Raw genomic sequence first — 25,951 nt, 5'->3', positions numbered from 1 at the left:
GAATGATAAGTAGGGACTACCTAGCGGATACAGTGACAAAGCTGGTTGAAAATTCGTTTTTGCCATCAATGGTTATTTTTCCTGATTGGGTTAAATCAAGCTCAATACGGCTGTAATCACGCCCGCCTTCTTCACGAACAACTTCAATATTTAACAGGTATTTTCCTGCGATAACTGATTTGCCATTAAGATCGTTTCCGTCCCAATTAATGGTATAAGTGCCTGCGCGTTTGGTTGCGCTACTAACCCCATCGAAGTTTGCATCACTTTTACCGGCTTTGCGCCACCATTGGCGTAGGTCTTTAAACCATTCCGCTTTTTGTACCCAAAGCGCTAAAGTTGTGACATGTTTACGCTCTGGTGTTTCGAGCCAAACAGCAACATAAGGTCGATGATAGGGCTGCACATCTAACTCAGGTAAAGTTAATTCGATTTCTAATTGGGGGGATTGCGCTGCCACCGAAGTGTGAAAACACACGGCAATTAACAGCAATACGGTGCTAATTAAAGATTTAAACTTGAACATTAAAACACTCCTTTAATTTGTGGAACCCAGCATAAATAAATAACCAATGGTGTTGCGATTCCTAATACGGTTATCCATATTCCTGCTAAGCGTTTTTTTCTGTTTTGAAATAAAATAATCATGCCGGTGATGGCAAATAGAATCATCAGTACTGCAGATATATCAATAACCCAGCTCCATACTTCTCCTGAATGACGACCTTTGTGTAAATCGCCAATAACACTTAAAAACCCCCCGGTTTGATAATCGAGTAACAATTCGCCACTAATAAAATCAAACTCTGCATAGGCATAGCCTGCTGGTAATGGGTAGTCGAGTATAACCAGTGAATCTTGCTTTTCCCATTCAATGCTTTTCACTTTATTCAGCCCATAGTGTTTGGCTAAGTAAGCTTCTATTTGTGGATAAATAGCAGGCAGGCTATTCAATTGTGTATTTGCTTGAGTAAGCAGAACTTGGGGGATTTGGACCGTAATTTGGCCATTGTTTTTATCGTTTTTTAACCAGTCAACATGGTTTAGCACTATACCGCTTACACAAAATAGAATAAGTAAAAAAAACAAAGCGGTGGAAATATAGATATGTAGAGTGCGACTTGTACTATATAAAGTGCGTTTATTAACAAAGGGCATAAAAGGTACAAACTTATTTAACTTACACGGATGATAATGATTTTCATTAGCTGTTACAAATTTATTTACCAAACTTTACACTTTATTTTTTAGGAGGAGTTGAGTGCTTAGAGATTAAGTAAGTTAAAATCAGCACTTCAACAACAGCCACTAGAGCAATAATCCAAGCTGGAGGGCTGTTGTATAATAAAAACATAAAGCCTATTAGCATACCTATACCCGCAGCATACTTTGCCTTTACAGGAACCACTTGATGGGCGCGCCAATGTTGTAATGTTGTGCCAAAGCGAGGGTGGTTTAATAGCCAAGATTCAAGCGCCGCGGATGAGCGAGCAAAACAGGCTAAGGCTAAAATTAAAAACGGCGTGGTTGGCATAACCGGTAGGGCAACACCAACAATGCCGAGTAATACACACAGTAGTCCCAGCAATTTAAAGCCGAAGTTTTTATAATAAATAAAAGCGTTTTTTATACTCACTTTAGCTCTTTTTTAATTAATTAAACGGTAAAAGTGTAAGCTAATTAAAAGGTAAAATGAAGAGAAAATGGCTTAGTTGCATGTTATCAACTAAGCCATTTAGGGTTAGCAAAGGAAAAGAATTTCCTGATTGCACTACCTATTAAAAGTAATAGCCTAAATTAATATTAAAACGGCGCCCGGTATCGCCATCACCAATAACGGTACCGCCAATAAAGGGTTGATTACGGGCTTGTACGAAATCAACATAACTAAAGAATCCGCCAGCAGTGATGCTCATACCGGTTACATTCATCCAAGTATTGGCGCTATTATCTGACTTGTTGTCGATGATCCCATAGTCGTTATAAAACTGCAGATTGGGAACTGGGCCCCATTCTAGTGCGTAGTCATAGGCAATATTAAAGTTGGTCATTGTGGCTTGGCTCGATACACTGTCATAATAGTCAAAAGCACCCACCGCAAAGCGGTTATTACCATCGTCTAAGTCATATTCACCGTGTTGCAATTGAATATTCCAGTTATTAATGTTGCTGTTTAAGTGAACAGCCCACGCACTGTAATTACCCGCACGGTCTTCACCGTCGTGAAGTCCGCAACTGAGTAACGATACCCCGATGTCAGTGGTGATATTTTTACTATGCTCAAGCTGATAAGTAGCGCGACCAGCAAAGGTGTTGTATTCACCAAGTTGCTTTGCAGGCTCGGCATAGGTGCCTTCATCGGCAGGGCGACTACCAACAATATCATAAGAGTAACGATGATTTTTGTCTGATGCTGAGCCATCAACTCCACCCAGTTCATCGTTTTTAAAAAAGCCGAGATCAAGTGTCCAGTTGTCTTTAAGCTTATGCTTGGCGACTACCCCTAAATCAAAGTCACCACCGCGATCTTCATTGCCTTCATCGTAAGAGTTTATACCGTAGTTAGCGCGAATAGCACCTCCTACTTTTATCCAGATTATTGCTTTTCTTGCTGTGCAGTGTCTGTAGAAGTAGCTTGCAACTGTTTACTAACTTGTTCTACTTGCTGAGACTTTTTTTCAGCGAGTTTGCTTTCAAGTTTATCTACTTGTTGCTTTAACTGCGTTAATTAGCTTTGGAGAGGTTGAAGGTTTGATGCATAAGAATTGCTAGCAACACCACTTAAAATTAATGCGAGTGTTAGTTTTGAGAGTTTAGTCATAATAGCCGTTTTGATTGTGATTAAAAAATAAAGGCGCAACGATGCGCCTCTTAGTGTGGAAATAGGAGAAAATGGCAGACTAATTTAGTTTATTGTTTTTATACTGCGTTTTATTCTTTAGTAGAAGTTTGAAATAGTGCGCCTACTTCTAAAAGAGGAGAGGCATCTAGCTTATCTGCATCCATCATTGCGGCAATACGTTGCATTGATGAAAGTAGTAGGCTCTGTTCCCATTCAGCAAGCGCTGAAAATTTTTCGATAAAGTGTTCTTGCAAGGGCTGAGGGGCTTTTTCGAGTAATTCTTTACCTTGTTCAGTAAGGTATAAGCTGACCCGGCGTTTATCCATTTGACTACGAACGCGTGTTACCAAATTCTTGCTTTCTATTCGGTCAAGAATATTTGTGACCGTTGCCGGGCTTAAATTTACATTTTGCGCAATACGACTCGCGGTAATGCCGTCAGTTTGAGACACTTCTTGCATAATAAGCAGTTGTGGTCCTGTTAAACCCGCTGTTTTATTAAGTTGTTTTGAATGTAAGTCAATCGCACGGATCACCTTGCGTAAAGAAACTAGTAACTCGTCATATTTTTGCATTTGTTTGTCTCATGAAAGGCGAATCAGTTGCCGTAATCACGAAATGTTACACATCAAATAAATTGAATTCAAATGATATATATCATTTAACGCCGCTATTAATGGTTTTTATTAATTTGATCAGTAATTAAAATGGCATTTATTATCTTTATTTTATTAAAAGTTAATAATACCTCAGCCTTGCTAAGGCTGCGCACCTTACGTAAGTTAAAAGCGATACGCAAGCCACAGGTTTAAAGCTTTAGTCGTAATTGAGCCGTTGATGTGGCATAAAAATATAGTAACTAACTCAATTTAAATAACTATTCTATGTAGCTTATGCTTTAAGCATGCATTATTGTTTGTGTACAGTAACCTGAACTCAGGTTAAGTACTAAAAAATTAGTCTCAGTGTTAAAGGAGATAAAATGCAATTATCACCCTCAGTATGTATTGAGCGTACATATAGCGGTTTGGAATTTATTAGTATTAATAGTCGCCAATGTAAGGCGAAAATATTTTTACAAGGTGGGCAAATAACTGAGTTTACACCCAAAGGTAAATTGCCACTATTATGGGTGTCTGGGGATGAAACCTTTAGCGAAGGGAAGGGCATTCGTGGCGGTATTCCTATTTGCTGGCCTTGGTTTGGTCAACATGAAAATAAAGACTTTCCAGCACATGGCTTTGCGCGCACGCACGTATGGCAAGCCGATGAAGTGCATGAAACCGAGAACGAGATTACTGTTAGTCTTAAATTACCAATGAAGCAGATAGATTCTACCTTTTGGCCTCATCAATCTTCTTTAAGGGTTGAGTTTATTTTATCTGAGCAGTTAGAGGTGCGTTTAACCACCTGTAATTTAGGTAACACCCCATTTAGTTATACACAGGCGCTGCATACTTACTTTCCAACTGATGATATTAATAATACTTGCGTAACAGGGCTGCAAGGGGCGCAATACATAGAATTTGGCCAAGGGCCTTATCGGCAAAGTGATGTGGTTGGTTTTACCCGTGAAACCGATATGGTTTATACCCAAGCCGGGGCTGTGCAAACCATTGAAACTCCTCAAGGGACGATCAGCGTTAGCAGAGAAAACTCGCGCTCGTGCGTGTTATGGAATCCATGGATTGAAAAATCAAAGCGACTATCAAATTTTGCCGATGATGATTATAAAAGCATGTTATGCCTAGAGGCTGCGAATGTACTTGAAGATGCGGTTACGCTTGAGCCAAAACAAAGTCATACCCTAGTAACAACAATAAAGTGGCTTGGTTAAGCCTACCATACGCGAAATGGAGCAAAGTGTGTTTACTAATCAACAAATAACCGACCTACCGCAACATAAAAGCATAGTGTTTGAGCCGCTTGCGGACAAAGCATTGTTGCATGCACAATTGAATTGGTTGTTATTTTTCATTCCTTTTTGCTTAGTACTAGCGGCTGTATGCTATTTTAATACAGACTTTGCTGCTATGGCGCAAGGTTACTTATTGGTTGCTGTTCCGCTATTAATTTTACTGTGTATGTTATACAGCGTGTTCAGCATAAAATTACAGGGCAGCGCGTTGCGTACCCACGATATTGCTTTTAAAAAAGGCATTATTTGGCAGCAGGTGACAATTTTACCGTTAGCGCGTGTGCAGCATATTGAAATACACCGTGGGCCCATAGAGCGAAAACTTGGTTTAGCCAGTTTAAGACTTTATAGCGCCGGCGGTATGAGTGCCGATTTACAAATTAGCGGCCTGACCCACGAAAAATGCAAAAATATTCGTCAGTTTGTACAAAGCTATCGCCACGATGAAACCGCAAGCGAGGTAGCTGCCAGTGAGTGTTGATGCTGCGCAAATAACGTCACCTTCACTTAACTGGCAAAAAGTGTCGCCCTGGGCGCTGGCTTATTTTGTGATGCATTTTAGTGTGCGCTTCATAAAAGACGGCTTATTTAATTTACTGCCCGTGTTGGTGGTATTTGTTACCCAAGTAGAAAATAAACTATTTTGGGGGCAAGTTGGGCTCGCGGTTGCTTTAACTTCATTGCTTGCCTATTGTTTTTTGTATTACCGTAGTTTTCGTTTTTGTATTACTGACGAGCATGAAATTTTACTTAATAAAGGCGTATTTAAAAAAGAGCGACTTACCTTAAGATTTTCTCGAGTGCAAAACGTAAATATAGCGGAGCCATTTTACTTCACCCCCATAGGGTTAGTTAATTGTATTTTTGATGCGGCAGGCAGTGTTGCTCAAGAAGCTGTTTTGCCAGGGGTAACTAAAGATTACGCGCAACAAATGCGTAAACGAGTGTTTGACTATAAAGCGCAGCAACAATCATCAGCTGAGGTGGCTGATACAGCGCAGTCTCATATTGAAGAGCAGAGCGAAAATAGTTTAGTTATCACCAATAAAGAAATTGCTAAATTTGGTTTAATGTCGAATATGGCTATTTTAGCACTTGCGGCAATTGCCCCTTTTATGAATGTGGCCATCGACTTTTTAGAGCAGCAGTTCATAACAAAAATAGAGGGTTTTTATCAGCAAGAGCTGGGTATGATGGCTAATGCAGCTGTGTTTGCGGTTATAACTTTAATTATTATGTTGGTATTTATTGCGGTGTTTTTATCGGTGACTATGTCGCTCATTCGTTTTTATAACTATCAGCTTTACTTTAAAAATAATAAATTCAAACGTATTGCAGGGCTGTTAGAGCGTCATCAACTATCAATTAGTTTAGACAAAGTACAGTCAATCGTTATTAAGCAAAACCTAGTTGCTAGGCTATTAAAACGCTTTACTGTGGAGTGTTTGCAAGCCAGTAGCGGCGGTGCTGCAAGCATGGCGAAAAAGAATAAACAAACCTTAGTGCTGCCTGTGCTCACGCAGAAGCAAGTTGATAATGTGTGTCAGTGGATTTATCCGTGGTTTGACAGTAAAAAGCTGGCATTCAATGCGGTAGAAAGGGCGTTGTTATATAAAAACACGGTGTTTTATGCTTTGCTACCGAGCGTTGCTTCTGGTTTTTTTATTAGCTTTATGCAACTTAATATATTAATTGCATTAGCATTATTCTTGGTACTAGCCGCGTTAGTGTTTTTATCTTATAAACGTTATGGGTATTACCTTCATCAACAAGATGGGCGTTTTTATTTGGTGGTACGCAAAGGTATGATTGGCGTGCATTACCGGGTATTTGAGCTCTACAAAGCACAAAGCGCTCGCAGTGTGAGCACCTTTTTTATGCGTCGTTCTGGCTTAAAAAGCCTGTATATACAACTTGCTGCAGGCGGTGCGTATGTCCCATATTTAAAACAGCAAGATGCTGACTTCATTATAGATTTTACACTTATGCAGGCTGAGTCAGACCCTCGCAGTTGGATGTAACTTCCTTTGTTCAAAACTCAGATTAAATAATAAAGCGGGTGTTAAAACACATTTGCACATGCTTTATTACACTTTTTACTGCCCGTTTTTTCCATTTGATAATACTCTAAGCATTATCAAATGTACTATTTAAGGGATTATTGTGAAAAAGTCACTCATTGCATCAGTCTTATTATTGGCTGCACCTAGCTTTGCTGCTAATTGGCAAACCATTCATACCGAGCATTTTAATGTTCACTTTAGTAGTGAGCATACTGATTTTGCTAAATCGACTGCGGTAGAACTTGAGATTGTTCGCACTAAAGTGCTTGAGCAACAAAATCGGGTGCTTGATAAAATCGTCGATGTGGTGGTGTTTGACCCTCTAAATGCAGCAAATGGCTTTGCCTTACCAACCTCTAATAATCCTGTTATGGCGCTTTTTACTACGCCACCGCAGTCGGATACCGTGATATCAAATTCATCGGGTTGGCAGCAATTGTTGGTGCTGCACGAATACATTCATTTAGTCCATTTAGCGCAACCAACTCGTAACGACTGGCAGCAAAAGATTCGCGGTGTATGGGATATATACGATTTAACCTATGGTAATACACCGCGCTGGGTAGCCGAAGGGTACGCTACTTTAATCGAATCAAAAATGACAGGCCGAGGGCGCTTATTTGACAACTATGCTGAGGCAATGCTTAGAGAGTTTGCTCAGCAGGGAGCGCTTCCCACCTATGGGCAACTAAATAGCGATGAGGGCTTTATGGCGGGCTCTATGGCGTATTTAATGGGAAGTCGTTTTTTATATTGGCTAGAGCAAAATTACTCAGAGCAGCTACTCGATAATGTATGGGTTCGTATGCGAGCAGTGAAATCACGAGATTTTGACGACGCATTTTCTGGTGTATTTGGGCAAAGCGCTGCAAGGTTATATCGTCGATTTATTGCTGAATACACTTATAAAGCAATGCAACAAGAGCAAACCGAATCATCACTTAATAGCAAGCTTTGGTTAAAGCTAGATTTATACGCTAGCAATCCAGCTCTTTCAAATGATGGTAGCAAAATTGCGATAGTTGAACGTGATGAAAAGAGTAAAACAAAACTAATAATTTACAGTACAGAAGACAACACCAAAGCACGAGATAAGTTTACTAAGGTGCAAAAGGAGCTCCTAGAGAACGATAAGCAAGATGTTCCTGATACCCCGCCAATCGTATTTAAGCGCGAACAAAAACAAGTACTAAATCAAATTAATCGCGCAGGTATTGCTAACCCGCAATGGGTAAATAACAACACACTTTATTTTAATGCCTACAGTAGTGAAGAATCGGGAACTTATAACAAAGTGTCTGACATTTTTAGCTACAACACCGACACTGGCAACATAGAGCAACTTACAGAGCTGGCCGGTATTCGCCGTTTTAGTGTTACCCGCGATGGTGAAACACTTTACGGTGAGCAAATAAGAGCTGGGTATTCTGAATTAGTTAAAGTCGATCTTAATACACAAACAATCACGCCACTTTTTACCAAGAGCTTAAAAACAACGTATGATTACCCGACTCTAAACCCCGATGAAACAAAACTAGCTTACTTATCAGCATCATTAAACGAAAATTGGCAATTGTATATACAAGATGTAAGCGGTGATGCCAGGCAGTCAATCCCAATGCCTAACGGGTATCAGTATTTAAGTCAGCCAAGTTTTAGTCAAAATGGGGAATCTATCTATTTTGTTGCTGGCCTAAATAATAAGACTGATATTTATAATTATCATATAAAAAATAACACCCTCACCCGCTTAACTAACGGGCAAGAAGCGCTCGCATACCCGATTGAGGCTGAAGATGGCTCACTACTTTATTTCTCCATTAATGCCGATGGCCCTGATGTAAAAACGCTAACAACAAAAAACCGTACAGTCGTAACAGATCTCGCTGTAAACAGTGAAGCCCCATTGTTGATGGTAAATAAGCATACCTTGCCACCGGCAAAAATATATACCGATGAGATAGCAGAACAAAGCGATTACGCAGTACTTGAGCAGCAAGCGACGTTTGCCTTGGGATCTCAGTATTATTCAGCGTCAACCAGTTTGCTAAGTGTAGGTATAAAAAGTAGCGACTTATTAAAGCAACTTGATTTACAAGCGGGTTATAACATTGATTTGCATGACGGTGCATTAAATGGCGGCTTTATACAAGCAAAATACAATGCGTTAAACACAAAGTTTAAGCTTGCGCTATTTGATTATAATTTGGATACATCACGTCAATATCAACCTAGCTTAAACGCTGATATTGATGCCCGAGGTGGTTTTGCTGCAATAAGCCACCCATTGAAGTTTGGCCAGCTTCAGTTAACCCCAGAGCTTGCTTATAACTATACAGATTATAAAAATAGCCATAAAAATTGGACACGGTTGAGTATTAGTCAGCAATGGCAACATGACCGCCAAGCATTTGCCATAGGGCAGAGTATTTATGCCAGCATTTATGATGGGCAGAATCACAGTAGTCATTGGCAAGGTTATGACTTGGCAGCAAAAATATTTGGTAAAGCGTTTGATATACCACTTTTTGTTAACTTTGAGCAAAAGCAAAGAGATGACAGCAGCCTGACATTAGGCGGCTTTAGTTCTAATTTAATTAATCAGCAGCAAAGTAGTGAATTTGTGCTTGCTGCTGAATTACCTTTTTATAGTGCAACTGCAGAGCGCTATCAAGGTTATGGCGGTGGCGTTAGCTTTAAAGAGGGGATGCCTTGGCTTTATTACAAACAACATCAATTAGATAGCAACGTTTATGCACAAAGTTACGGCTTAAAATACCAAGGTGACTTTAGCTTCGGGATGGGGCCTGCGGGCGTAAACGATTTAACCTTTAATGCTGGACTGTCGCGTGTTGAAGGCGACAGCTTTGAAGATGAAATGCGCGCGTGGTTAAGCTTTTACTATTCATTATAAAAGCCTATTTAGCTAAGTTACTTACTTGCCTTTAAGGACAGTAACTTAGCTGAGCATTAATACTATCAAGCATTCACATTTCTTCGCTGAGTTAAGCGATTCTTTTGTGAGTGCTTTTTACGTTTGCGGCGGGTAAGCCATAAATAAAAGCCTGTACCAGCGAGCCATACAGGGCTAAGGCCAACAATACACCATAGTATTTTACTGATAAGCCCAGCAAAATAACCAAAGTGTAGTTTTCTAAAACTGTCTATTACTTGCCAACCAGCACCAGCCTCTCGAATATCCCAGTTAGCCATGTGTTCACCTGTTTGCTTATCATAGGTTATGGTATTGGCGTATTCACTGGTTAGTGGGTTATTGGTATTTACTTCGCCATAAAGAGTGATATTTTCATCGGGCTCTCGTGGAAAAACTAAAAAAGTTGTATTAAAAGTGGGTATTTGCAGCTTGCTATCATTAAGAATCCGCTCAAAAGAGATGTCGTCACTATATAATTTATTTGTAATAGTGTGGTGCTCTTCTTCTGCGTGTTCTATTACTTCGTGATACCACACTGCACCATTAAAATAACCACCTGTAATAGCTAAAACGATAAGGATAGGTGAGCCTAAAACACCGGTCATCTTATGAATGTCACTGAGTACTATTTGTAACGTTGCGCGCCAGCGTACGCTAAATAGTCGCTGCCAAAATTTGCGGTAAATAATTAAGCCAGTAATACCTAAGGTTAATAAAAATAAAGCAAAAAAGAACCCTAATACGGTGCCTGTTTGCCCTGGTAAACTTTTTAAGTCGTTAAGTAAAAAGGTGTAATGGAGCTCTAAAAACCAGTCGGTAAAATAATGAGTTGTGCTTACGGGTTCTGATAAAACTTCTCCCGTGTATTGGTCTAAATGCAACTTATACCAATCGTCAGTGCCACGCTTAACCAAGTAAAGCCGGTCGGCGGTGGTGTTATTAAAAAGCTCCCAGCTTCCTACTACATACTCAGGAAAGGCTGCTTCGGCTTTATCTATTAATGAGTCCATAGGTAAGCGAGCAGCTTGCTGCTGTACCACAAAGTGTTTGTCAGGCATCAGTAAGCCGTCTATTTCACTTTTAAACACTAAAACACTGCCAGTAATGCTAATAACAATTAACGGAATAATGGCAATTAGCGCCAACCAACTATGAATTTTAAACAGTGTTTTTCTCATTATTTTAGCTTGTATGTTAAATTATACGCATGCGCATGATAACAGTTATCATTTGTATTGCAATTGGTTGGAGTGGCGTGCTGTGAAGTTTTAGTAACGGTTTTTGTATACTCAAGTTGCCATCACTAAAAACTAAAGTAAGCGTTAAGCTTGTATAAAACCTAGCCAGCTCTACAATGCGCGCACAAAAATAAAGCCTTTAAAAACAAATGTTTAAAAAATGTTTTATTTCTTCCTTTTTATTAACAACAATGTAACGAGCGAGGTTTGCTTTGGCGTATTATTTGCCTATTTTGTCAGTGTTTATTTTGGTTTTTAGTTTTTTACCGCTACTTAATAAAATTATTAAAAACCGCAGTGTATCGGGTGTATCACTGTTAATGATGACATTTGGTTTAGCGCAAAGTGTGTACTTTATTAGCTACAATCTTTATTTTGCTCGCTTTTATATTGCTTTGCCGTTTTTTGCGACAGGATTGTTGAGTGGTTTAATTTTATACTTTTTTGCCCGTTATAATGCCGCTAAACGTCAGAAGCTGCAGTTACTTGGCATGCTTAGTTTTTCGTTATTACCTTTTTTGTTGCTGTTAAACCCTAACCTAGATACTGCCTCTGTGCTAAACGGCTTAACTTATGTGGGCTTAATTATGAGTTCAGTACGGGTTATGCCACAAACCTATAAAACACTGCGAACAGGGAATATTAGTAACCTGAGTGCGCGCTATTTTAGTTTGCAATTTATAGCAGGTATCTGTGGTTTGTTTGCAGAGCTAGCCATGCCAGTGCAAAGTACTTCGCATATATTAATGTTTATTATGATATTGCTAACTAATGCGCTGCAATTTGCGTGTATGCAGTATTATCGCGTACGTCCTGTGATGGCATAAAATTATAGTGACCGTTAATTTCATTTGTGGCACTTTGAGTGACCAATAAATAAAAAGTGCCCACTATGAAATTAACTATCCATCAAATCGATGCGTTCAGCAGTGAACTGTTTAAAGGTAATTATGCTGCCGTGATCCCATTGGAGTCTTGGCTTAGTGATGATCTTATGCTGAATATCGCTTCGGAAAACAATGTGTCTGAAACCGCTTTTACTTGTCAGTCGGCAGATGGAAGCTTTGCGATACGTTGGTTTTCGCCATTAATGGAGATTGATTTTTGTGGCCATGCTACTTTAGCGGCGGCCTATGTGCTTTGTGAGCAACATAGTATATCGCAGGTGTGCTTTAGCGCAGAGGCTGTGGGCAAACTGATTGTTAATAAAAATAACGATGGCAGCTTTGCTATGACCTTTCCTAAACAAGCCCCTGAAGAGGTTCAACTCATCCCTAATGCTCTATTAGCTGGCCTGTCTATACAACCTGTTAAAGTGCTGAAAAACCGCCAAGCTTATTTTGCTATTTATGATAATGAGCAGCAGGTTGTAGATTTGAAAACAACCAATGAACAACTAAAAAAATTAGCCCTATTAGATGTGGTTGCAACAGCACCGAGTGTTGAGTATGACTTTATTTCTCGTTATTTTTGGCCTGCAAGTGGGGGGGATGAAGACTTTGTAACCGGCTCAATTCATACTGGGCTTGCCCCTTATTGGGCAGGGCAGTTTGGAAAAAATTCTCTCAGTGCTTATCAGGCCTCACAACGAGGCGGGAAACTTTACTGTGAAGTGTGTGATACAACAGTAACTTTGACGGGTCATGCCGTAAGGTACCTTAAAGGTACTATTTACCTTTGAGTTAGTGTAAAAAAGGCCACGTAAAACGTGGCCTTGGTTTACTCAGTGTTATTTATGCTTCTAGCGCTTTGCTAATTAAGCGGTCGATATATTTTTTATGTGCTTTGGTTGCGGTGTCTGCACCCCATGCAACATCTTGATCGGCTATTTGAGTTAGCTGATATAGCGCGGCTGTTTTCGCTAAGTTATCGTATTTACTTGCTTTTTTTAAGCCTGCAATTGCAATAAGCTGATTTACGTATTCAATCTGTAAATTATGACTGACTGAATTAGCATTTTTACTATCAACAAAAATACTTGCAGTTAAATCCTCCATAAATTGCGTAAGGCTGTATTCATTACCATATAAAGCGGTATCTGAAATACGCAGTAACACAGCAGGATGCAGTAGTTGAGCTAATACACCTTTTTGCATGCCTAAAATCATTTTATGCGGTTTAGGGTCTTCGTTTTTACCGTAATGATTAAACCCACGACGCTGCTGCTGCATAAAGTTATACAATGGCTGCATGCTTTGCAGTACATTTGGAGCAAACACATACTCAGCTAAAATAGCCATTGCTTGGGTTTGACGCTCAAGTGGTACCGGTGTAAAAGGCTTTGCTGCATTTTCATCGCCCACGACGGCACGCTCTACATAAACCCCTCCAATTTGACGAGATACCACGCCTGCTTGTGCACGATATTGGCCAAATAGGCTGTTAGCTGAAGTAACAAGCTGTTGGTAAGACTCACCTTTTACTGTAGCTTTGTCTTTAAGTTCTGAAAAGAGTGTATTGATCAGTGCCATTCTATCTGCGCCGTAAGCTGCAGGGTTAGACGACAAGTCACCTATCATCACGCGAGGGTCTATATGGCGGCCAGGGGCACGCATGTCGTCGGCATCGTTACCAAAGGAAAGCGCATGTTCGCTTGAGCGAGCGAGTATTTTATCAAGGCGAGCTTGCTCTGCAGCTTCATCTTTAAGCGCTGCGCTGTAGCCGTAATTTATTGCCCAATCATCGTATGGACCTGGTTTAGTTTGGAAAATATCGCCTTGAGTCACACCCGTTGGCGCTATATTTGCTGGCGCATAGTCCATTACCGAGCCGGTAATTATGCCTTGGGTTTTACTTTTGTCGTGAACTTCTTTCTCATCCCACAAAATAGAAGACTTCATGTTGTGATTAAGACCTAGAGTATGCCCTACTTCATGTAAAACCAGCTGAGTTAAGCCTTGGCGTAACATTTGGGTATCTTCAATATCAGCGCCATTTGCTAAGCCCTTGGCCATTATTAGGCTTTGCTGTAATTCATGACCTAAAGAGCAATTGAGTTCTGAATAGTTGGTTGGCTGTGTATGGCTCATCGTGCCTTGAGTATAAAGCGTATCGTATATCCAGCGGTTTTTCATAAATACAAACTCAAGCATAATGTCTGAGCCTAAAATTTCACCGGTTAACGGGTTCGCTAATGCTGGCCCATACCCACCAAACGGTGGTTTGGGTGATGAAGTCCAGCGTAGTACGTTATAGTTAATATCGCCGGCATCCCAATCGGCATCGTCAGGTTGTATTTTTACTTCGAGCGCATTTTTAAAGCCTGCTTTTTCAAACGAGGTGTTCCAAGCAAGTACGGCATCACGCACGGTGTCACGCCATTCAACCGGTGTAGTGTTTTCTATCCACCAGGTAATCGGCTTTACTGGCTCTGAAAGTGCTGCGTTTGGATCTTTCTTTTGCAAATCCCAGCGCTTAATGACATCTTGGTATGGCGCCCAGTCGGTTGACGTCATTTTATCAAACTGATTGGTGAAATAACCAATGCGCGCATCATCAAAACGAGGTTGGTAGCTATTATCAGGTAAAGCTACAAATGAGTGTTGAACTTTTACCGACACACTTCGGGGGTCGCTTACAGCACCTGAACCTCGAACGGTTGGGCTGCTATTGGTAAAAACATAATCGACAACCACATCTAGGTTGTTAGGGTATGGGCGCTGTTTGATGATGCGTGATTTTTTATCGTCTAATTTACCTACTTTAAAACGCTTTTTAGCATTTTTATCGTTCGGGTTAGGCGTAGGAGACACTTTATGTAGCGCTTCACTTAAAAAAAGCTTATTTACATTAAAGGCTATTTTACCTTCTTCTTGCTTTTCTATTTTTATACTTGCAAGCACGGCTTCGCTGATATTAGCTTCACTGGCTTTGACAAGTGCGCTATTTTCGTTAAATAAGTAGCGAGGGGTTTTACTAATAATATCAATACGATCAAAGTATTTTCTAAATTCAATCAGCTTTGTTTCACGATACGACCCACGAAAATGACCCGCATCAGTTACACCATCAATGGTATGCGCAAAGTACACAAAGGGCGTATCGAGCTGTGACTCGTTAATTACCATTAAGTGATCGCCGGTTTTTTCATCTTGGTAAAGATTAAAAATACCCGCAAATTCGGTTTGCCCTTTAATCATTTCAGTTAATGTTTGTGGTTTCTTTTCTTCTTTTTTTTCTGCTGCAACAGCATAGCTGCCACTAAGCGCTATACTCAGCGCCAAGGTAAGTGTGGTTAATTTCATCGTTTGGTCTTTTTTAGTTGTTAATATAACTTTACTGTACGGTGTGTCATGCTTTTTCGCACAGTATGATTAATAAATACTAACCTAAAGTGATTAGCTTTATGATTTATAATGGTAAAAGATTGTAACAATACATTTATAAAGCGGCTTAACAGTGCTTTTGACTTACCTTTTATTTGCGGAAGAAGACCTTGTTTATACCTTTTTGTAACAGTTGCTTACAAATGTCACGTTAATGTTTCATTAAGCTTTGGTATCATAGTGCTAATAGTAATTTGGGAGAAATAAACAGATGCAAGGTAATGTACTTAGATGGGCTTTTCCATTTATAGCACTGGCATTAGGTGTTGCTGGTTTTGTTGCAATTAATGCGATTGCAAAAGAGTCAGACAAAAAAGAAGTCATAGACACTCGACCAACGGTGCAGGTTGAAGCCGTTTCCGCTAACAACCATCAAGTTATCATTAATAGTTATGGTGAAGTGCAGCCGCTTGAAAATACCCAGCTTTCAGCGCAAGTGTCAGGTGAAGTCGTCAGCTGGCATCCGAGCTTTGTAGCAGGTGGGGTTGTGGGCCGCGGTGAAACCCTATTTACAATTGAAAAAGACAACTATGAGGCCGCAGTATTGCAAGCTGAAGCTGAACTTGCCCGCGCTCAAGCGGTGTTAATTGAAGAGCAAGCGCAAGCCAAAGTAGCAGAAGACGAAGCAAAACGTTTCCCAAATAAAGCACGTACAGATTTATTTTTACGCAAACCACAAGTGCTGAGTGCGCAAGCATCAGTTAAGTCGGCGCAAGCAGCATTAAAAAGAGCCCAACGCGATTTAGATAATTGTGAAATCACTGCACCATACGATGCGTTAGTAGTGAGTCGTAACGTAGGTGTTGGCCAGTTTGTCAGTATGGGCGCTCAAGTTGCCGAGCTGAATAATATTGAAACCGCTGAAGTGATTATTCCGATCGCTGGCTTTGACAGTGTGTTTTTACCTGAGCGTGTTAAAGGGGTAACGGCAACGGTTATTAAAACAGGATTAAATGGGTTTGCTCGTCAAGCAGTAATAGACCGCGATTTAGGGATTGTTGATAACGCGACTCGCATGAGCAGTTTAGTGGTAAGAATTGAAGATCCTTATGGGCTTACTAATCAGCAGCCTGCAATTAAATTTGGCACTTATGTACAAGTAAACTTTGCCGGCACTATGCTCAATAATATTTATCGTTTACCGCAAGAGTTAGTGAATAACCAAACTGTGTGGATAGTTAATGATGAGCAACAGTTAGAGCCGCGTAAAGTAAAAGTGATTCGTGAAGAGGGTGAATATTTTTATATTAGCGATGGCTTACAAGTCAACGATAAGCTCGTTACTACCTTACCGGAATACCCTCAAAAAGGCATGGCAGTAAAAATAGCCGGTTTAACAGAGACTAAAAATACAGATGCAGCAGAAAATGCATCCACTGAAAAACTTTAAGGTAGGGTGAGTTATGAATAACACAGAACAGCCCAATACAACCAAACAAACAGGGTTAATTGCTTATTTTGCTAACAACTCTGTTGCTGCCAATTTAATGATGTTTTTTATTATTGTAATGGGGCTTATAAGCTACTTTACCATTCAGCGACAAATGTTCCCTAATATAGAAGTTAACTATATTACTGTAAATGCAAACTACCCAGGGGCGTCGCCACAAGAAATTGAAGAAAGTATCTTAATAAAAATTGAAGAATCGCTAAAAGATATAACTGAGATAAAAAAAGGGGTATATCGCGCTTTTCGTAATGGGGGTTCTGCCAGCCTTGAAATTAATACTGACGCAGAGCTTACCGACGTTCTCGATAAGGTAAAACTGCGAGTAGATGGTATCGCGACTTTCCCTGCAGGAATGGAGCCGGTTACCATTAGTCAAATAGAGTTTCGCCAAGATGTAATTGGTATGACGCTCGTTGCCGACCTACCGCTAAATGAGCTTAAGCCAATCGCAAATCAGGTTGAAGATGAACTCTTGCAGTTATCGAATGTCTCTTTGGTGGTAAACGATGTGCCACTGGATGAAATTGCCATAGAAATAGAGCCCGACACACTGCGCCAATATAATTTAACCTTATCGGATGTAGCGAACGCGGTACGTCGTTATTCGGCTAACTTTTCAGCCGGACAATTAAAAACTGATGCGGGTGTTATTTCGGTTCGAGTAGAAAATCAGTTTTATTCTGGTGAAGAGTTTAGGCAAATTCCGGTAAAAATTGGCGCCAATGGTGCCAAAGTGTTGCTACAAGATATTGCGATTATTAAAGATCAGTTTGTTGAAGGTGAGCGTTACTTTAAATTTAATGGCGAAAATGCGGTTTATTTATCGGTTAAAGCCACCGAAGATCAAAACATTATTCCGGTGGCCGATTCTGTTAAAGCCTACATGGACCAAAAAAATAAAGAGCTGCCATTGGGTGTGCGTTTAGAGCCATTAATGGACATGACATACTACCTTAATGCACGCTTAGATATGATGAAAGCTAACTTGTTTCAAGGGGCTATTTTAGTCGCTATTATGCTTTCATTATTTTTACGTTTTAAGCTCGCCCTGTGGGTAATGATTGGTTTACCAGTGTGCTTTTTAGGTGCGATGATGCTGATGCCGTTATTTGGTATCACAATTAATATTGTGTCTTTATTTGCCTTTATTATGGTGCTGGGGATTGTGGTGGACGATGCCATTGTCATAGGTGAAAGTGCCTACACCGAAATAGAAAAAAAAGGCGGCGGTGTTGTTAATGTGGTTAATGGCGCTAAACGAGTGGCAACCCCTGCCACCTTTGGTGTACTAACAACCATTGCGGTATTTGCGCCGTTTACGCTTTCAAGCGGCCCTGAAAGTTCCTTTTTTATAGGTATTTCAGTGGTGGTGATTTTATGTTTAATATTTAGCTTGATTGAATCTAAGCTGATATTACCGGCACACATTGCGCATACTCACTTTTCACCTATTAACCCTGACGGTTGGCGAGCACGCTTTAATAAGCGCTTTTTTGGCTTTGTGAATGGGCCGTATAGGCAGTTTATTGTTAATTGTATAAAGTGGCGTTGGACGGTGCTGTTTAGTTTTATTGCGCTACTAATTTTCACCTTTGCGTTAATATCGTCAAACCAGGTGAGAATGATCCCATCGCCTAAAGTGCCGCATGACTTCCCGCAAATTAATGTTGAAATGAATGATAATGTATCAGACATCCAAACCATTAATGCTATTCGTCAAATCGAAGCCATGGTGCTTGAAATAGATAAGCAAACCGAGCGCGAAGAAGGGCAAAAGATGATTCGCGATGTATTGGTATTTAACCAAGGTCGTACAGAGGCGCAACTATTAGCGCCATTGGTTGATGAAGATTTACGCCCTTATAATGCCTTTGAGCTTTCGCGCCGCTGGCGTGAAGCGATGCCTAATATCGCGGGTGTTAAATCACTAACTATTCAGGATGACGTTGGCGGTGGAGGTGGCGGCGGTAACGGTGAGTTTGGTTACTTACTGTATGGCTCTGATATCGATACATTGAATGAAGCAGGGCGTCGCTTTATTGGGTTATTGCAGCAGCAAGAAGGCTTATTTGATATAAGCTCTACCATTGACCCTGCTAGCAAAGAAGTACAAATGAGCTTAAAACCAGTCGCCTTTGACTTAGGGTTAGATTTGGCCTCAATTGCAAATCAAGTAGGCGCGAGCTTTTATGGTGGCGAGGCGCAACGTGTTATTCGCCGCGGTGAAGAAGTACGGGTGATGGTACGTTACCCTAAGCTTACTCGCGAAGCGTTTTCATCGCTTAAACACGCGGTTATCACTACGCCACAAGGCAAAGATGTATTGCTAGGTGATGTAGTTGAGCTAACCGAAACCCCTGGTATTAGTTATATTCGTCGTGAAGGCGGTTATCGCACTGTTTATGTGTATGGCAATATTGATGAGGAAGTGATTGAGCCAGGCGAGGTGGTTAAGCAAGTAAAAGAAAACCTACTACCAAAACTGTTGGACGAATACCCAAGTGTTAAGTCAGAACTAGGTGGCGCAATTGAAGAACAACAGGCGCAAGCTAATGAGCAATTGTTATTTTTTGCTGGCGGTATGATTTTAGTTTATATATTACTTGCCGTGCCGTTAAAAAGTTACTCACAACCTCTCATTGTAATGTCGGTTATTCCATTTAGTTTAACGGGGGCAATATGGGGTCATTTTTGGTTTGGTTTAGATATTAGTTTAATGTCGGGTTTTGGTTTAATTGCTGCTGCAGGGGTGGTTATTAACGACTCTTTGGTGATGACTGATTTTATTAATCAGGCGCGTCGAGCTGGTATCAGTATAAAAGATGCGGTTATTGAAGCAGGCTGTGCACGCTTTAGACCCATATTACTTACCTCAATTACGACCTTTGCAGGGGTATTGCCGATTATGTTTGAAACCAGTTTACAAGCCAAATTTGTAACACCTATGGCGGTAGCTCTGGGCTTTGCGGTTATGTTTGCAACACTGATCACCCTTATTTTGGTGCCGTGTTTATATATTATTTTAACCGACATAGGCGCGCTATTTAAGCGCCCGTTCGCAAGTAAAAAAGCGAGCGTAAGTTAACATCACCCAGATCATGTAGCTGAAAAAAGCCAACCTTTTATAAAGCGGTTGGCTTTTTTATTTTTATGATAAACTGACCGCCATTGTTATTTTTTAAACGGTTTTTTTGTGTCTTCTTCTGATTATTCTTTAAGCTTATTGCCTAATTTTCCTATTGCTAAAAAGCAACCTCATGCGCTGACTACTCACGCAAAAACACGCAGTGATGATTATTATTGGATGCGCGATGATGAACGAAAAAGTGCCGAAATACTCGCGCATTTAGCACAAGAAAACGCTTATTGTGATGAGCAATTAGCTGCCATTAAGCCACTACAAAATACATTATTTGAGGAACTCAAAGGCCGTATTGTAAAAGATGATAACACTGTACCGGTAAAAGATGGCCTGTATTGGTATCACTCAGAGGTTCGCGGAGATGATGAATATGCGCGTCATTATCGCAGCAGCAGTATGGCAATGGCTGATAAAGAGCTACTACTTGATGTTAATGAACTTGCCAATGGCTATGAGTTTTATGAGTTAGGGGAAGTGGCGCTGAGCCCCAACGAGCAATTAATGGCTTACTCTGAAGATACCGATGGCAGACGGATATACACAGTACGGTTTAAAGATTTAAGCAGTAATACAATGCTCGACGATGTACTTGAGATTACCGAGGGGCAAGTGGTTTGGGCGAACGACAATAAAACCGTATTTTATGTAAAAAAGGATTTAAAAACCTTATTGGGTTATCAAGTTTTTAGACATGAACTAGGGACTGAGCAACACCAAGATGTGCTGGTATACGAAGAGCAAGACAGCAGCTTTTTTATGGGGTTGGGTAAAAGTCGTGATGAAAGCTTCATTATTATTGATTTGGCGAGCACAGAAACTAACGACATGTGGGTGCTTGATGCCAATCAACCGCAAGGTGAGTTTACCGCTTTAATGCCGCGCGAAGAGGGGCATGAATTTGATATCGATAAGCTTGGTGATACTTTTTATATAGTGACTAACTGGCAGGCCAAAAACTTTAGATTAATGACCGCAACAAGCGACACCATTGCTGATAAAAACCAGTGGCAAACACATACCCCTCATCGTGAAACTGTATTATTAGAAGGCGTTGAACTATTTAACGACTTTTTAGTGCTTAGCGAGCGCGAACAAGGCCAAGCACGCTTTGTTGTGGTTAATAAAAACGCCGAGCGAATGAACCTTGAGTTTGATGATCCTTGTTACTACGCCGCTATTGCGATGAACCCAGAGCCAAGTGTAACCCATGCACGCATTTACTATTCAAGCTTAACAACGCCAGGCTCGCTTTATAATGTTGATTTAACCACCGGTGAAAAAACCTTACTTAAACAACAAAAAGTACTTGGTGATTTTAACGCAAATGACTACCAGTCAGAGCGACTCATGATAAGCGCTCGAGATGGAGTAAAAGTGCCGGTGTCGTTGGTATATCGTAAAGATAGCTTTAACAAAGATGGCTCAAATCCGTTGTTTCAATATGGTTATGGCGCGTATGGGATCACCATTGATCCTAGCTTTTCGAGTACGTCACTTAGCTTACTCGACCGTGGCTTTGTTTATGCGATTGCGCATGTGCGTGGTAGCGAAATGCTAGGGCGTTCATGGTACGAACATGGTAAAAAACAGCATAAACAAAATAGCTTTAATGACTTTATAGATGTAACCAAAGCGCTCACTGAGCAAGGATACGGCAACAAAAGTAAAGTATTTGCCTCGGGTGGCAGTGCTGGGGGGTTATTAATGGGAGCTGTGGTAAATCAAGCGCCTGAGCTTTACTGTGGAGTGGGCTGCCATGTGCCATTTTTAGATGTGCTCACCACCATGTTAGATGAAAGTATTCCGCTTACAACAAATGAGTATGATGAGTGGGGTAACCCAAATGACCCCCATTTTTACGACATTATTGAAGCGTATTCACCGTACGACAATATTAGTGCGCAACACTACCCCAATATATTGGTGACAACCGGTTTGCACGACTCACAAGTACAGTATTGGGAACCAATGAAATGGGTGGCTAAAATGCGTGAATATAAAACCGATGATAATATTTTAGTGTTTAAAACCGACATGGATGCAGGGCATGGTGGGGCATCGGGTCGCTTTAAGAGTTTAGAAGAAAAAGCCCTAGAAATGGCCTTTTTTATCGCTTTGTCATAGCCCGTAAATGATTGTTACAAAAAAGCCTCAGTAATTGAAGTGACCCCATAAAGTTGGACTCATTTTTAAGCGGCTGCCAAGGCCTGATTTCGATACTGTATCGGACTCAGGCCTTTTAGTTTCAGCTTAATACGCTCGTTGTTGTAATAGTCGATATATTCTTTGATGTTTTCAATAAGCTCATTCACGTCTTTAAACGTTTCGTTGTGGTACATCTCACTCTTCAATATGCCGAAGAAGTTCTCAGCAACCGCATTATCTAAACAATTTCCTTTTCTAGACATACTTTGTTGCAACCCTTTTTCCTTGAGATGATTTTGATATTGTTTGTTTTGATATTGCCACCCTTGATCTGAGTGTACAACTGGCTTTTCATTTGGCTTCAACCTAGCAGTTGCTGTTTTAAGCATGTCAGTTACCAAAGGGAGTGCAACGGATTTTCTGACTTCGTAACTGATTACCTCTTGGTTGAATAGGTCAATCATAGGCGATAGATATACCTTCTCATTATTCACTTTAAACTCTGTCACATCCGTCACCCATTTTTGATTTGGCTTCTGCGCACTAAACTCACGGTTAAGCGTATTTTCTGCGATTTTACCCACTTCACCTTTATAGGATTTATAACGCTTAGGCCTTACTTTTGACTTGAGGCCTAACTCATTCATCAGCCGTTGAACGCGCTTATGATTAACAAGTACCCCCATTGTTCTCAGAGCACTCGTAATTCTGCGATAGCCATATCGTCCTTTATGCGCGTGATAGATATCACGTATTTTTACCAGTAAATCATTGCTTGCACAGGGTTGCTTACAAGTAGTGCGATGATAATAGTAAACACTCTTTGGCAGCCCTGTAGCCTTTAAAAGGTGTCGTAAGCTATGTTTTGCCTTGAACTCTTCGACGACTATCGTCTTGTCTTTGCTTTTTTCTTTCTGGCTTGAGCCAAGGCTTCTAACTTTTTTAGCACATCATTCTCTGCTCGTAAGTATGCTAATTCTTCTCGTAACTCCTCCTCAGTCATTTGCTCTACTGGTTTTGATGAAGAAGAATTATTAGTCATGACTGGCCTACCTTTTATTTGTGGTTTGAGACGTGATATACCATCACGAGCATAAAGCTTTTGCCATTGAAAAAGAATGCCAGGGGACGATAAATCGAAAAAAGCACTGGTATAACCGAGTGACCAACTGTTTGCTGTCATCGTTTTTAACACTTCTACCTTAAATGCTTGAGAATAAGGTTTGTGAACAGACCTGAAGCTTTCAGCGCCATGAATTCGATAAATAGCGGTCCAATATCGGACCTGCCTATCTGTAACATTAAATCTGTTGCTTACTGTCGAAGAGCTTTCAGACAAAGCGAGCTCTGCTATTTTGAGCTTAAAAGCTCGATGATGTTTGGACATAAAAAGACCCCCAGTAATTGGAATGTCCAACTATTGGGGGTCACTTCAAATAACTGAGGCTTTTTATTTTTTAAAATAACTTAATCTAGGTAGGCTTTTAACATCCACACTAGTTTTTCTTGCTCTTTAATGTAGTCACTCATTAGTGACGCGGTACCTTCATCATCCGCTTCAGCGGCTTGTGCAAGAATATCGCGCTGCATTTTAATTAAGCTGCTGTATCCGGCGAGTAAGTTCTCTACTGCGGTTACGCCATCGCTGATCCCTTTTGCTTCTTTAATTTCACTTACTTCTAAGTAATCTGAAAACGCATGTAGCGGTGCACCATCAAGCGTTAAAATACGTTCTGCGATTTCATCTACTTTTAATAGTAGTAAGTTATAAATTTCTTCAAACTTTAAATGTAATTCAAAAAAGTTTCGGCCTTTAATATTCCAGTGAAAACCGCGCGCATTCATATATTGAATTTGATAGCTGCTTAAAAGCGTATTCAGTGACTTAATAATATCTTCACTTTTTGTACTGTTTAAACCAATTGCATTTACTTGCGACATACCTTGCTCCTTAAAGAACCGTTTTATGAATTTGTTTACACCTTGTTCAATACAGTCATTATTACCTAAGATGGTGTATTAATAAAATTGTTTATACATATTGGTGTCATAGCTAAAAGCTATCACCGTAGCTCGACTTTTTAAATAAGTTAGCTAGCGCTGTTTAATAGATATGGGTTGTGTTTATAAAAATACTACCTTGAGCAGTAAAATTAGTGCTTTATTAAGTATAAAACATGATCTAAAACAAGCTTTTGACAGGCGCAGCGCACACTTATTTTATTTATTGATTTAGGTCAAAAAATGCGCATAAGTAAAGCGCATAATCACTATAACCCAACTTGATAGAGAGCACTTTATTGAGTTAAGGGGCTACTTGATTATATGCGGAGAGAAATAATGGAAGCTAAAACACGTAAAGAGAATAAAGCTGAACTCATCGTTATTGGTATTGCTTTGGTCGCGTTTGTTATTGGATTAGTTGCGCACTTAGCGGGTGCGAGTTTTGCAAACTCTGATACCTTTGGTTATATCGCTGCACCTATGCCGCTGGTGTTGGGTATTATATTTTTGATCAGCTATAAAGTGGCCGCTGCAGCCGAGGACTAAATGTCCTCGTTCAAGCGTTCAAGAATATAATTAACGACTTGGCGAGAGTAAATCATACTGGTATGGCTTAAATGAAACACCTTGTGTTCAGCCATACCTTTAAGTTTGGTTTCATCCAGCAGTACGGTGCCATCAGAGCGGCTGCCTTTTACAATGAGTGGCATTAAGCCAATCGGTAAGTCGCCGGCAATGCTATATAGCTTGGCTTTAAAAGGCCAATCACCATTCTTAGAAAGTAAAAACTCAACACTATTTTTTAATAATAGCTCGAACCCTTTTTGCTGCATTTTTTCAGCAATATGGCTGCCAGTATGTGGCGTACCTAAGGTGATTACCTTTTCAACATGATGACTTGGCGCTGAGTTTGCCTCTAAATAGGCGCGAGCAACTAAGCCCCCCATAGAGTGACACACTAAAGCAGAAGGCTCATTGCTAATAAACTCATCTATTTGCGTAAAAATAGCATCTCGATTAGGGTCTCGAGTATTGTAGGTTAAGTTTAAAACTTTAACCCCCGACTCTTCCAAGCGTGAGCACAATGGGCGCATAACCAAGCCAGACATATACAAGCCATGTAAAACAATAACGCGTTTAACTTTCATACGCCCCCAAATACCAATTTTATTAAAAACATGATCATTCTAGCGTATTAAATAATCCGCTACCTGCGTTAAAAATTATTTATATAGAGCAACTATATGTCATCATTTTCGCCTTGTTATCGACTTATTTCTTTGTCGCTATAATGGATAACTAATTTAATGCAATTGGTATAACCTATTCTAATTACATTAATTGCTGAGGTTTTATCTCAATATTCGTGGTGTCGGTATTAACCCATACTTCACCATCTTGAATGGTAATGGCCAATTTAATATTACGATCAACCAACGCAGCTAATAACTGAGTAGCAGCATAATCAAGGCTAAAAATGCTTAAGTTTTTAAACTCGTATAATTTAGGCTGATGCTTTTGCCACCAAATAGCTTGGTTATTCTCACCGTAAGTATAAAGCACTACTTTTTTAGATTTATTACAAGCTTTTTTAAGGCGCTTTTCATCAGGCAGCCCTAGCTCAATCCAAAGCTCTATTTCTTCGCTGTAATTAATATGCCAAAGCTCCGGCTCATCATCAGCACATAAACCTTTAGTAAACTCTAATCCATCACAGCTATTAAGTGCAAACGCTAGTAAGCGAATCATCAAGCGCTGCTCAGTTTCTGATGGGTGTTGTGCCAAGGTTAAATTAAAGTCTTGGTATACGTGACGGTCCATATCGCTAAGCGATAGTTGCGCTTTAATAATGGTAGATTTGAGAGCCATAATATCTAATCTGAAAAATT

21 protein-coding genes and 1 pseudogene are annotated in these 25,951 nt (G+C 40.2%); 10 read left to right on the top strand and 12 right to left on the bottom strand.

The features are described from left to right. Positions 1-16: 16 nt before the first annotated feature. The 5 genes and pseudogenes from LOC50_RS13420 to LOC50_RS13400 all read right to left on the bottom strand — a co-directional run bounded on the left by LOC50_RS13420 (position 17) and on the right by LOC50_RS13400 (position 3,417). Positions 17-526 carry a DUF2271 domain-containing protein gene (locus LOC50_RS13420; RefSeq protein ID WP_013466240.1) on the bottom strand — a complete coding sequence of 170 codons (510 nt, stop codon included), beginning with the start codon at positions 524-526 and terminating at the stop codon, positions 17-19. After that, positions 526-1,158 carry a PepSY-associated TM helix domain-containing protein gene (locus LOC50_RS13415; protein ID WP_250653931.1) on the bottom strand — a complete coding sequence of 211 codons (633 nt, stop codon included), beginning with the start codon at positions 1,156-1,158 and terminating at the stop codon, positions 526-528. The genes LOC50_RS13420 and LOC50_RS13415 overlap by 1 nt, the downstream gene beginning before the upstream one ends. An 82-nt stretch (positions 1,159-1,240) precedes the next feature. Beyond that, positions 1,241-1,636: a YbaN family protein gene (locus LOC50_RS13410; protein ID WP_036980673.1), complete on the bottom strand. Its 396-nt coding sequence runs from the start codon at positions 1,634-1,636 to the stop codon at positions 1,241-1,243. 142 nt (positions 1,637-1,778) lie between these two features. Continuing rightward, positions 1,779-2,821 (bottom strand): annotated as a pseudogene (locus LOC50_RS13405) (hypothetical protein). A gap of 110 nt (positions 2,822-2,931) precedes the next feature. Next, entirely contained in the window at positions 2,932-3,417 is a 486-nt protein-coding gene (locus LOC50_RS13400) for a MarR family winged helix-turn-helix transcriptional regulator (RefSeq protein ID WP_008466785.1), read from the bottom strand. A 407-nt stretch (positions 3,418-3,824) separates the two neighbouring features. On the opposite strand from LOC50_RS13400, the gene LOC50_RS13395 reads away from it, so the two are divergent. From LOC50_RS13395 to LOC50_RS13380, 4 genes are all read left to right on the top strand, one after another. Beyond that, positions 3,825-4,679 (top strand): D-hexose-6-phosphate mutarotase, encoded by an 855-nt coding sequence (locus LOC50_RS13395; protein ID WP_036980670.1) that lies wholly within the window; start codon positions 3,825-3,827, stop codon positions 4,677-4,679. Between the two features lie 16 nt (positions 4,680-4,695). After that, a complete protein-coding gene (locus tag LOC50_RS13390) occupies positions 4,696-5,241 on the top strand; it encodes a PH domain-containing protein (protein ID WP_036950028.1) in 546 nt (181 codons plus the stop codon). Further along, positions 5,231-6,781: a PH domain-containing protein gene (locus LOC50_RS13385; protein ID WP_250653350.1), complete on the top strand. Its 1,551-nt coding sequence runs from the start codon at positions 5,231-5,233 to the stop codon at positions 6,779-6,781. The genes LOC50_RS13390 and LOC50_RS13385 overlap by 11 nt, the downstream gene beginning before the upstream one ends. Positions 6,782-6,923: 142 nt before the next feature. After that, positions 6,924-9,737 carry a TolB family protein gene (locus tag LOC50_RS13380; RefSeq protein WP_250653349.1) on the top strand — a complete coding sequence of 938 codons (2,814 nt, stop codon included), beginning with the start codon at positions 6,924-6,926 and terminating at the stop codon, positions 9,735-9,737. A gap of 65 nt (positions 9,738-9,802) precedes the next feature. Here LOC50_RS13380 and LOC50_RS13375 read toward each other — a convergent pair whose 3' ends face one another. Next, the gene (locus tag LOC50_RS13375) at positions 9,803-10,936 is read right to left on the bottom strand and encodes a PepSY-associated TM helix domain-containing protein (protein ID WP_036980663.1); all 1,134 of its coding nucleotides are present in this window, start codon (positions 10,934-10,936) and stop codon (positions 9,803-9,805) included. A 272-nt stretch (positions 10,937-11,208) separates the two neighbouring features. Between LOC50_RS13375 and LOC50_RS13370 the strand changes: the two genes are divergently transcribed. Next, positions 11,209-11,823, top strand: a complete 615-nt coding sequence (locus LOC50_RS13370) for a PQ-loop domain-containing transporter (RefSeq protein WP_069438893.1) — start codon at positions 11,209-11,211, stop codon at positions 11,821-11,823. A 65-nt stretch (positions 11,824-11,888) separates the two neighbouring features. Further along, positions 11,889-12,677 (top strand): PhzF family phenazine biosynthesis protein, encoded by a 789-nt coding sequence (locus LOC50_RS13365; RefSeq protein WP_250653348.1) that lies wholly within the window; start codon positions 11,889-11,891, stop codon positions 12,675-12,677. Between the two features lie 52 nt (positions 12,678-12,729). On the opposite strand, the gene LOC50_RS13360 is transcribed toward LOC50_RS13365, so the two are convergent. Beyond that, a complete protein-coding gene (locus LOC50_RS13360; protein WP_214552279.1) occupies positions 12,730-15,240 on the bottom strand; it encodes a zinc-dependent metalloprotease in 2,511 nt (836 codons plus the stop codon). A gap of 292 nt (positions 15,241-15,532) precedes the next feature. Here LOC50_RS13360 and LOC50_RS13355 point away from each other — a divergent pair, with 292 nt between their 5' ends. The 3 genes from LOC50_RS13355 to LOC50_RS13345 all read left to right on the top strand — a co-directional run bounded on the left by LOC50_RS13355 (position 15,533) and on the right by LOC50_RS13345 (position 22,037). Then, positions 15,533-16,711: an efflux RND transporter periplasmic adaptor subunit gene (locus LOC50_RS13355; RefSeq protein ID WP_250653347.1), complete on the top strand. Its 1,179-nt coding sequence runs from the start codon at positions 15,533-15,535 to the stop codon at positions 16,709-16,711. A gap of 13 nt (positions 16,712-16,724) precedes the next feature. Further along, the gene (locus LOC50_RS13350) at positions 16,725-19,856 is read left to right on the top strand and encodes an efflux RND transporter permease subunit (RefSeq protein WP_250653346.1); all 3,132 of its coding nucleotides are present in this window, start codon (positions 16,725-16,727) and stop codon (positions 19,854-19,856) included. A gap of 108 nt (positions 19,857-19,964) precedes the next feature. Continuing rightward, on the top strand, positions 19,965-22,037 hold the full coding sequence (locus LOC50_RS13345) for a S9 family peptidase (protein ID WP_250653345.1): 2,073 nt from the start codon (positions 19,965-19,967) through the stop codon (positions 22,035-22,037). Between the two features lie 65 nt (positions 22,038-22,102). Here LOC50_RS13345 and LOC50_RS13340 read toward each other — a convergent pair whose 3' ends face one another. From LOC50_RS13340 to LOC50_RS13330, 3 genes are all read right to left on the bottom strand, one after another. After that, a complete protein-coding gene (locus LOC50_RS13340) occupies positions 22,103-22,948 on the bottom strand; it encodes an IS3 family transposase (protein WP_250653896.1) in 846 nt (281 codons plus the stop codon). Then, a complete protein-coding gene (locus LOC50_RS13335; protein ID WP_036979831.1) occupies positions 22,945-23,445 on the bottom strand; it encodes a transposase in 501 nt (166 codons plus the stop codon). The genes LOC50_RS13340 and LOC50_RS13335 overlap by 4 nt, the downstream gene beginning before the upstream one ends. Before the next feature lie 80 nt (positions 23,446-23,525). Then, on the bottom strand, positions 23,526-23,999 hold the full coding sequence (locus LOC50_RS13330; RefSeq protein ID WP_008112861.1) for a Dps family protein: 474 nt from the start codon (positions 23,997-23,999) through the stop codon (positions 23,526-23,528). Between the two features lie 399 nt (positions 24,000-24,398). Here LOC50_RS13330 and LOC50_RS13325 point away from each other — a divergent pair, with 399 nt between their 5' ends. After that, entirely contained in the window at positions 24,399-24,608 is a 210-nt protein-coding gene (locus tag LOC50_RS13325) for a hypothetical protein (RefSeq protein ID WP_036980649.1), read from the top strand. Here the strand turns inward: LOC50_RS13325 and LOC50_RS13320 are convergent. Both LOC50_RS13320 and LOC50_RS13315 read right to left on the bottom strand, forming a co-directional pair. Continuing rightward, on the bottom strand, positions 24,605-25,210 hold the full coding sequence (locus LOC50_RS13320) for a PGAP1-like alpha/beta domain-containing protein (RefSeq protein WP_010392243.1): 606 nt from the start codon (positions 25,208-25,210) through the stop codon (positions 24,605-24,607). The genes LOC50_RS13325 and LOC50_RS13320 overlap by 4 nt on opposite strands. Before the next feature lie 184 nt (positions 25,211-25,394). Then, positions 25,395-25,931 carry a YaeQ family protein gene (locus tag LOC50_RS13315; RefSeq protein ID WP_250653344.1) on the bottom strand — a complete coding sequence of 179 codons (537 nt, stop codon included), beginning with the start codon at positions 25,929-25,931 and terminating at the stop codon, positions 25,395-25,397. Positions 25,932-25,951: the final 20 nt, after the last annotated feature.

The organism is Pseudoalteromonas sp. SCSIO 43095, assembly GCF_023650455.1.
GTDB classification, from domain to species: Bacteria; Pseudomonadota; Gammaproteobacteria; order Enterobacterales; family Alteromonadaceae; genus Pseudoalteromonas; species Pseudoalteromonas tetraodonis.
The sequence above is the reverse complement of the archived record's forward strand: the minus strand, read 5'-3'. Positions and strand labels throughout refer to the sequence as shown.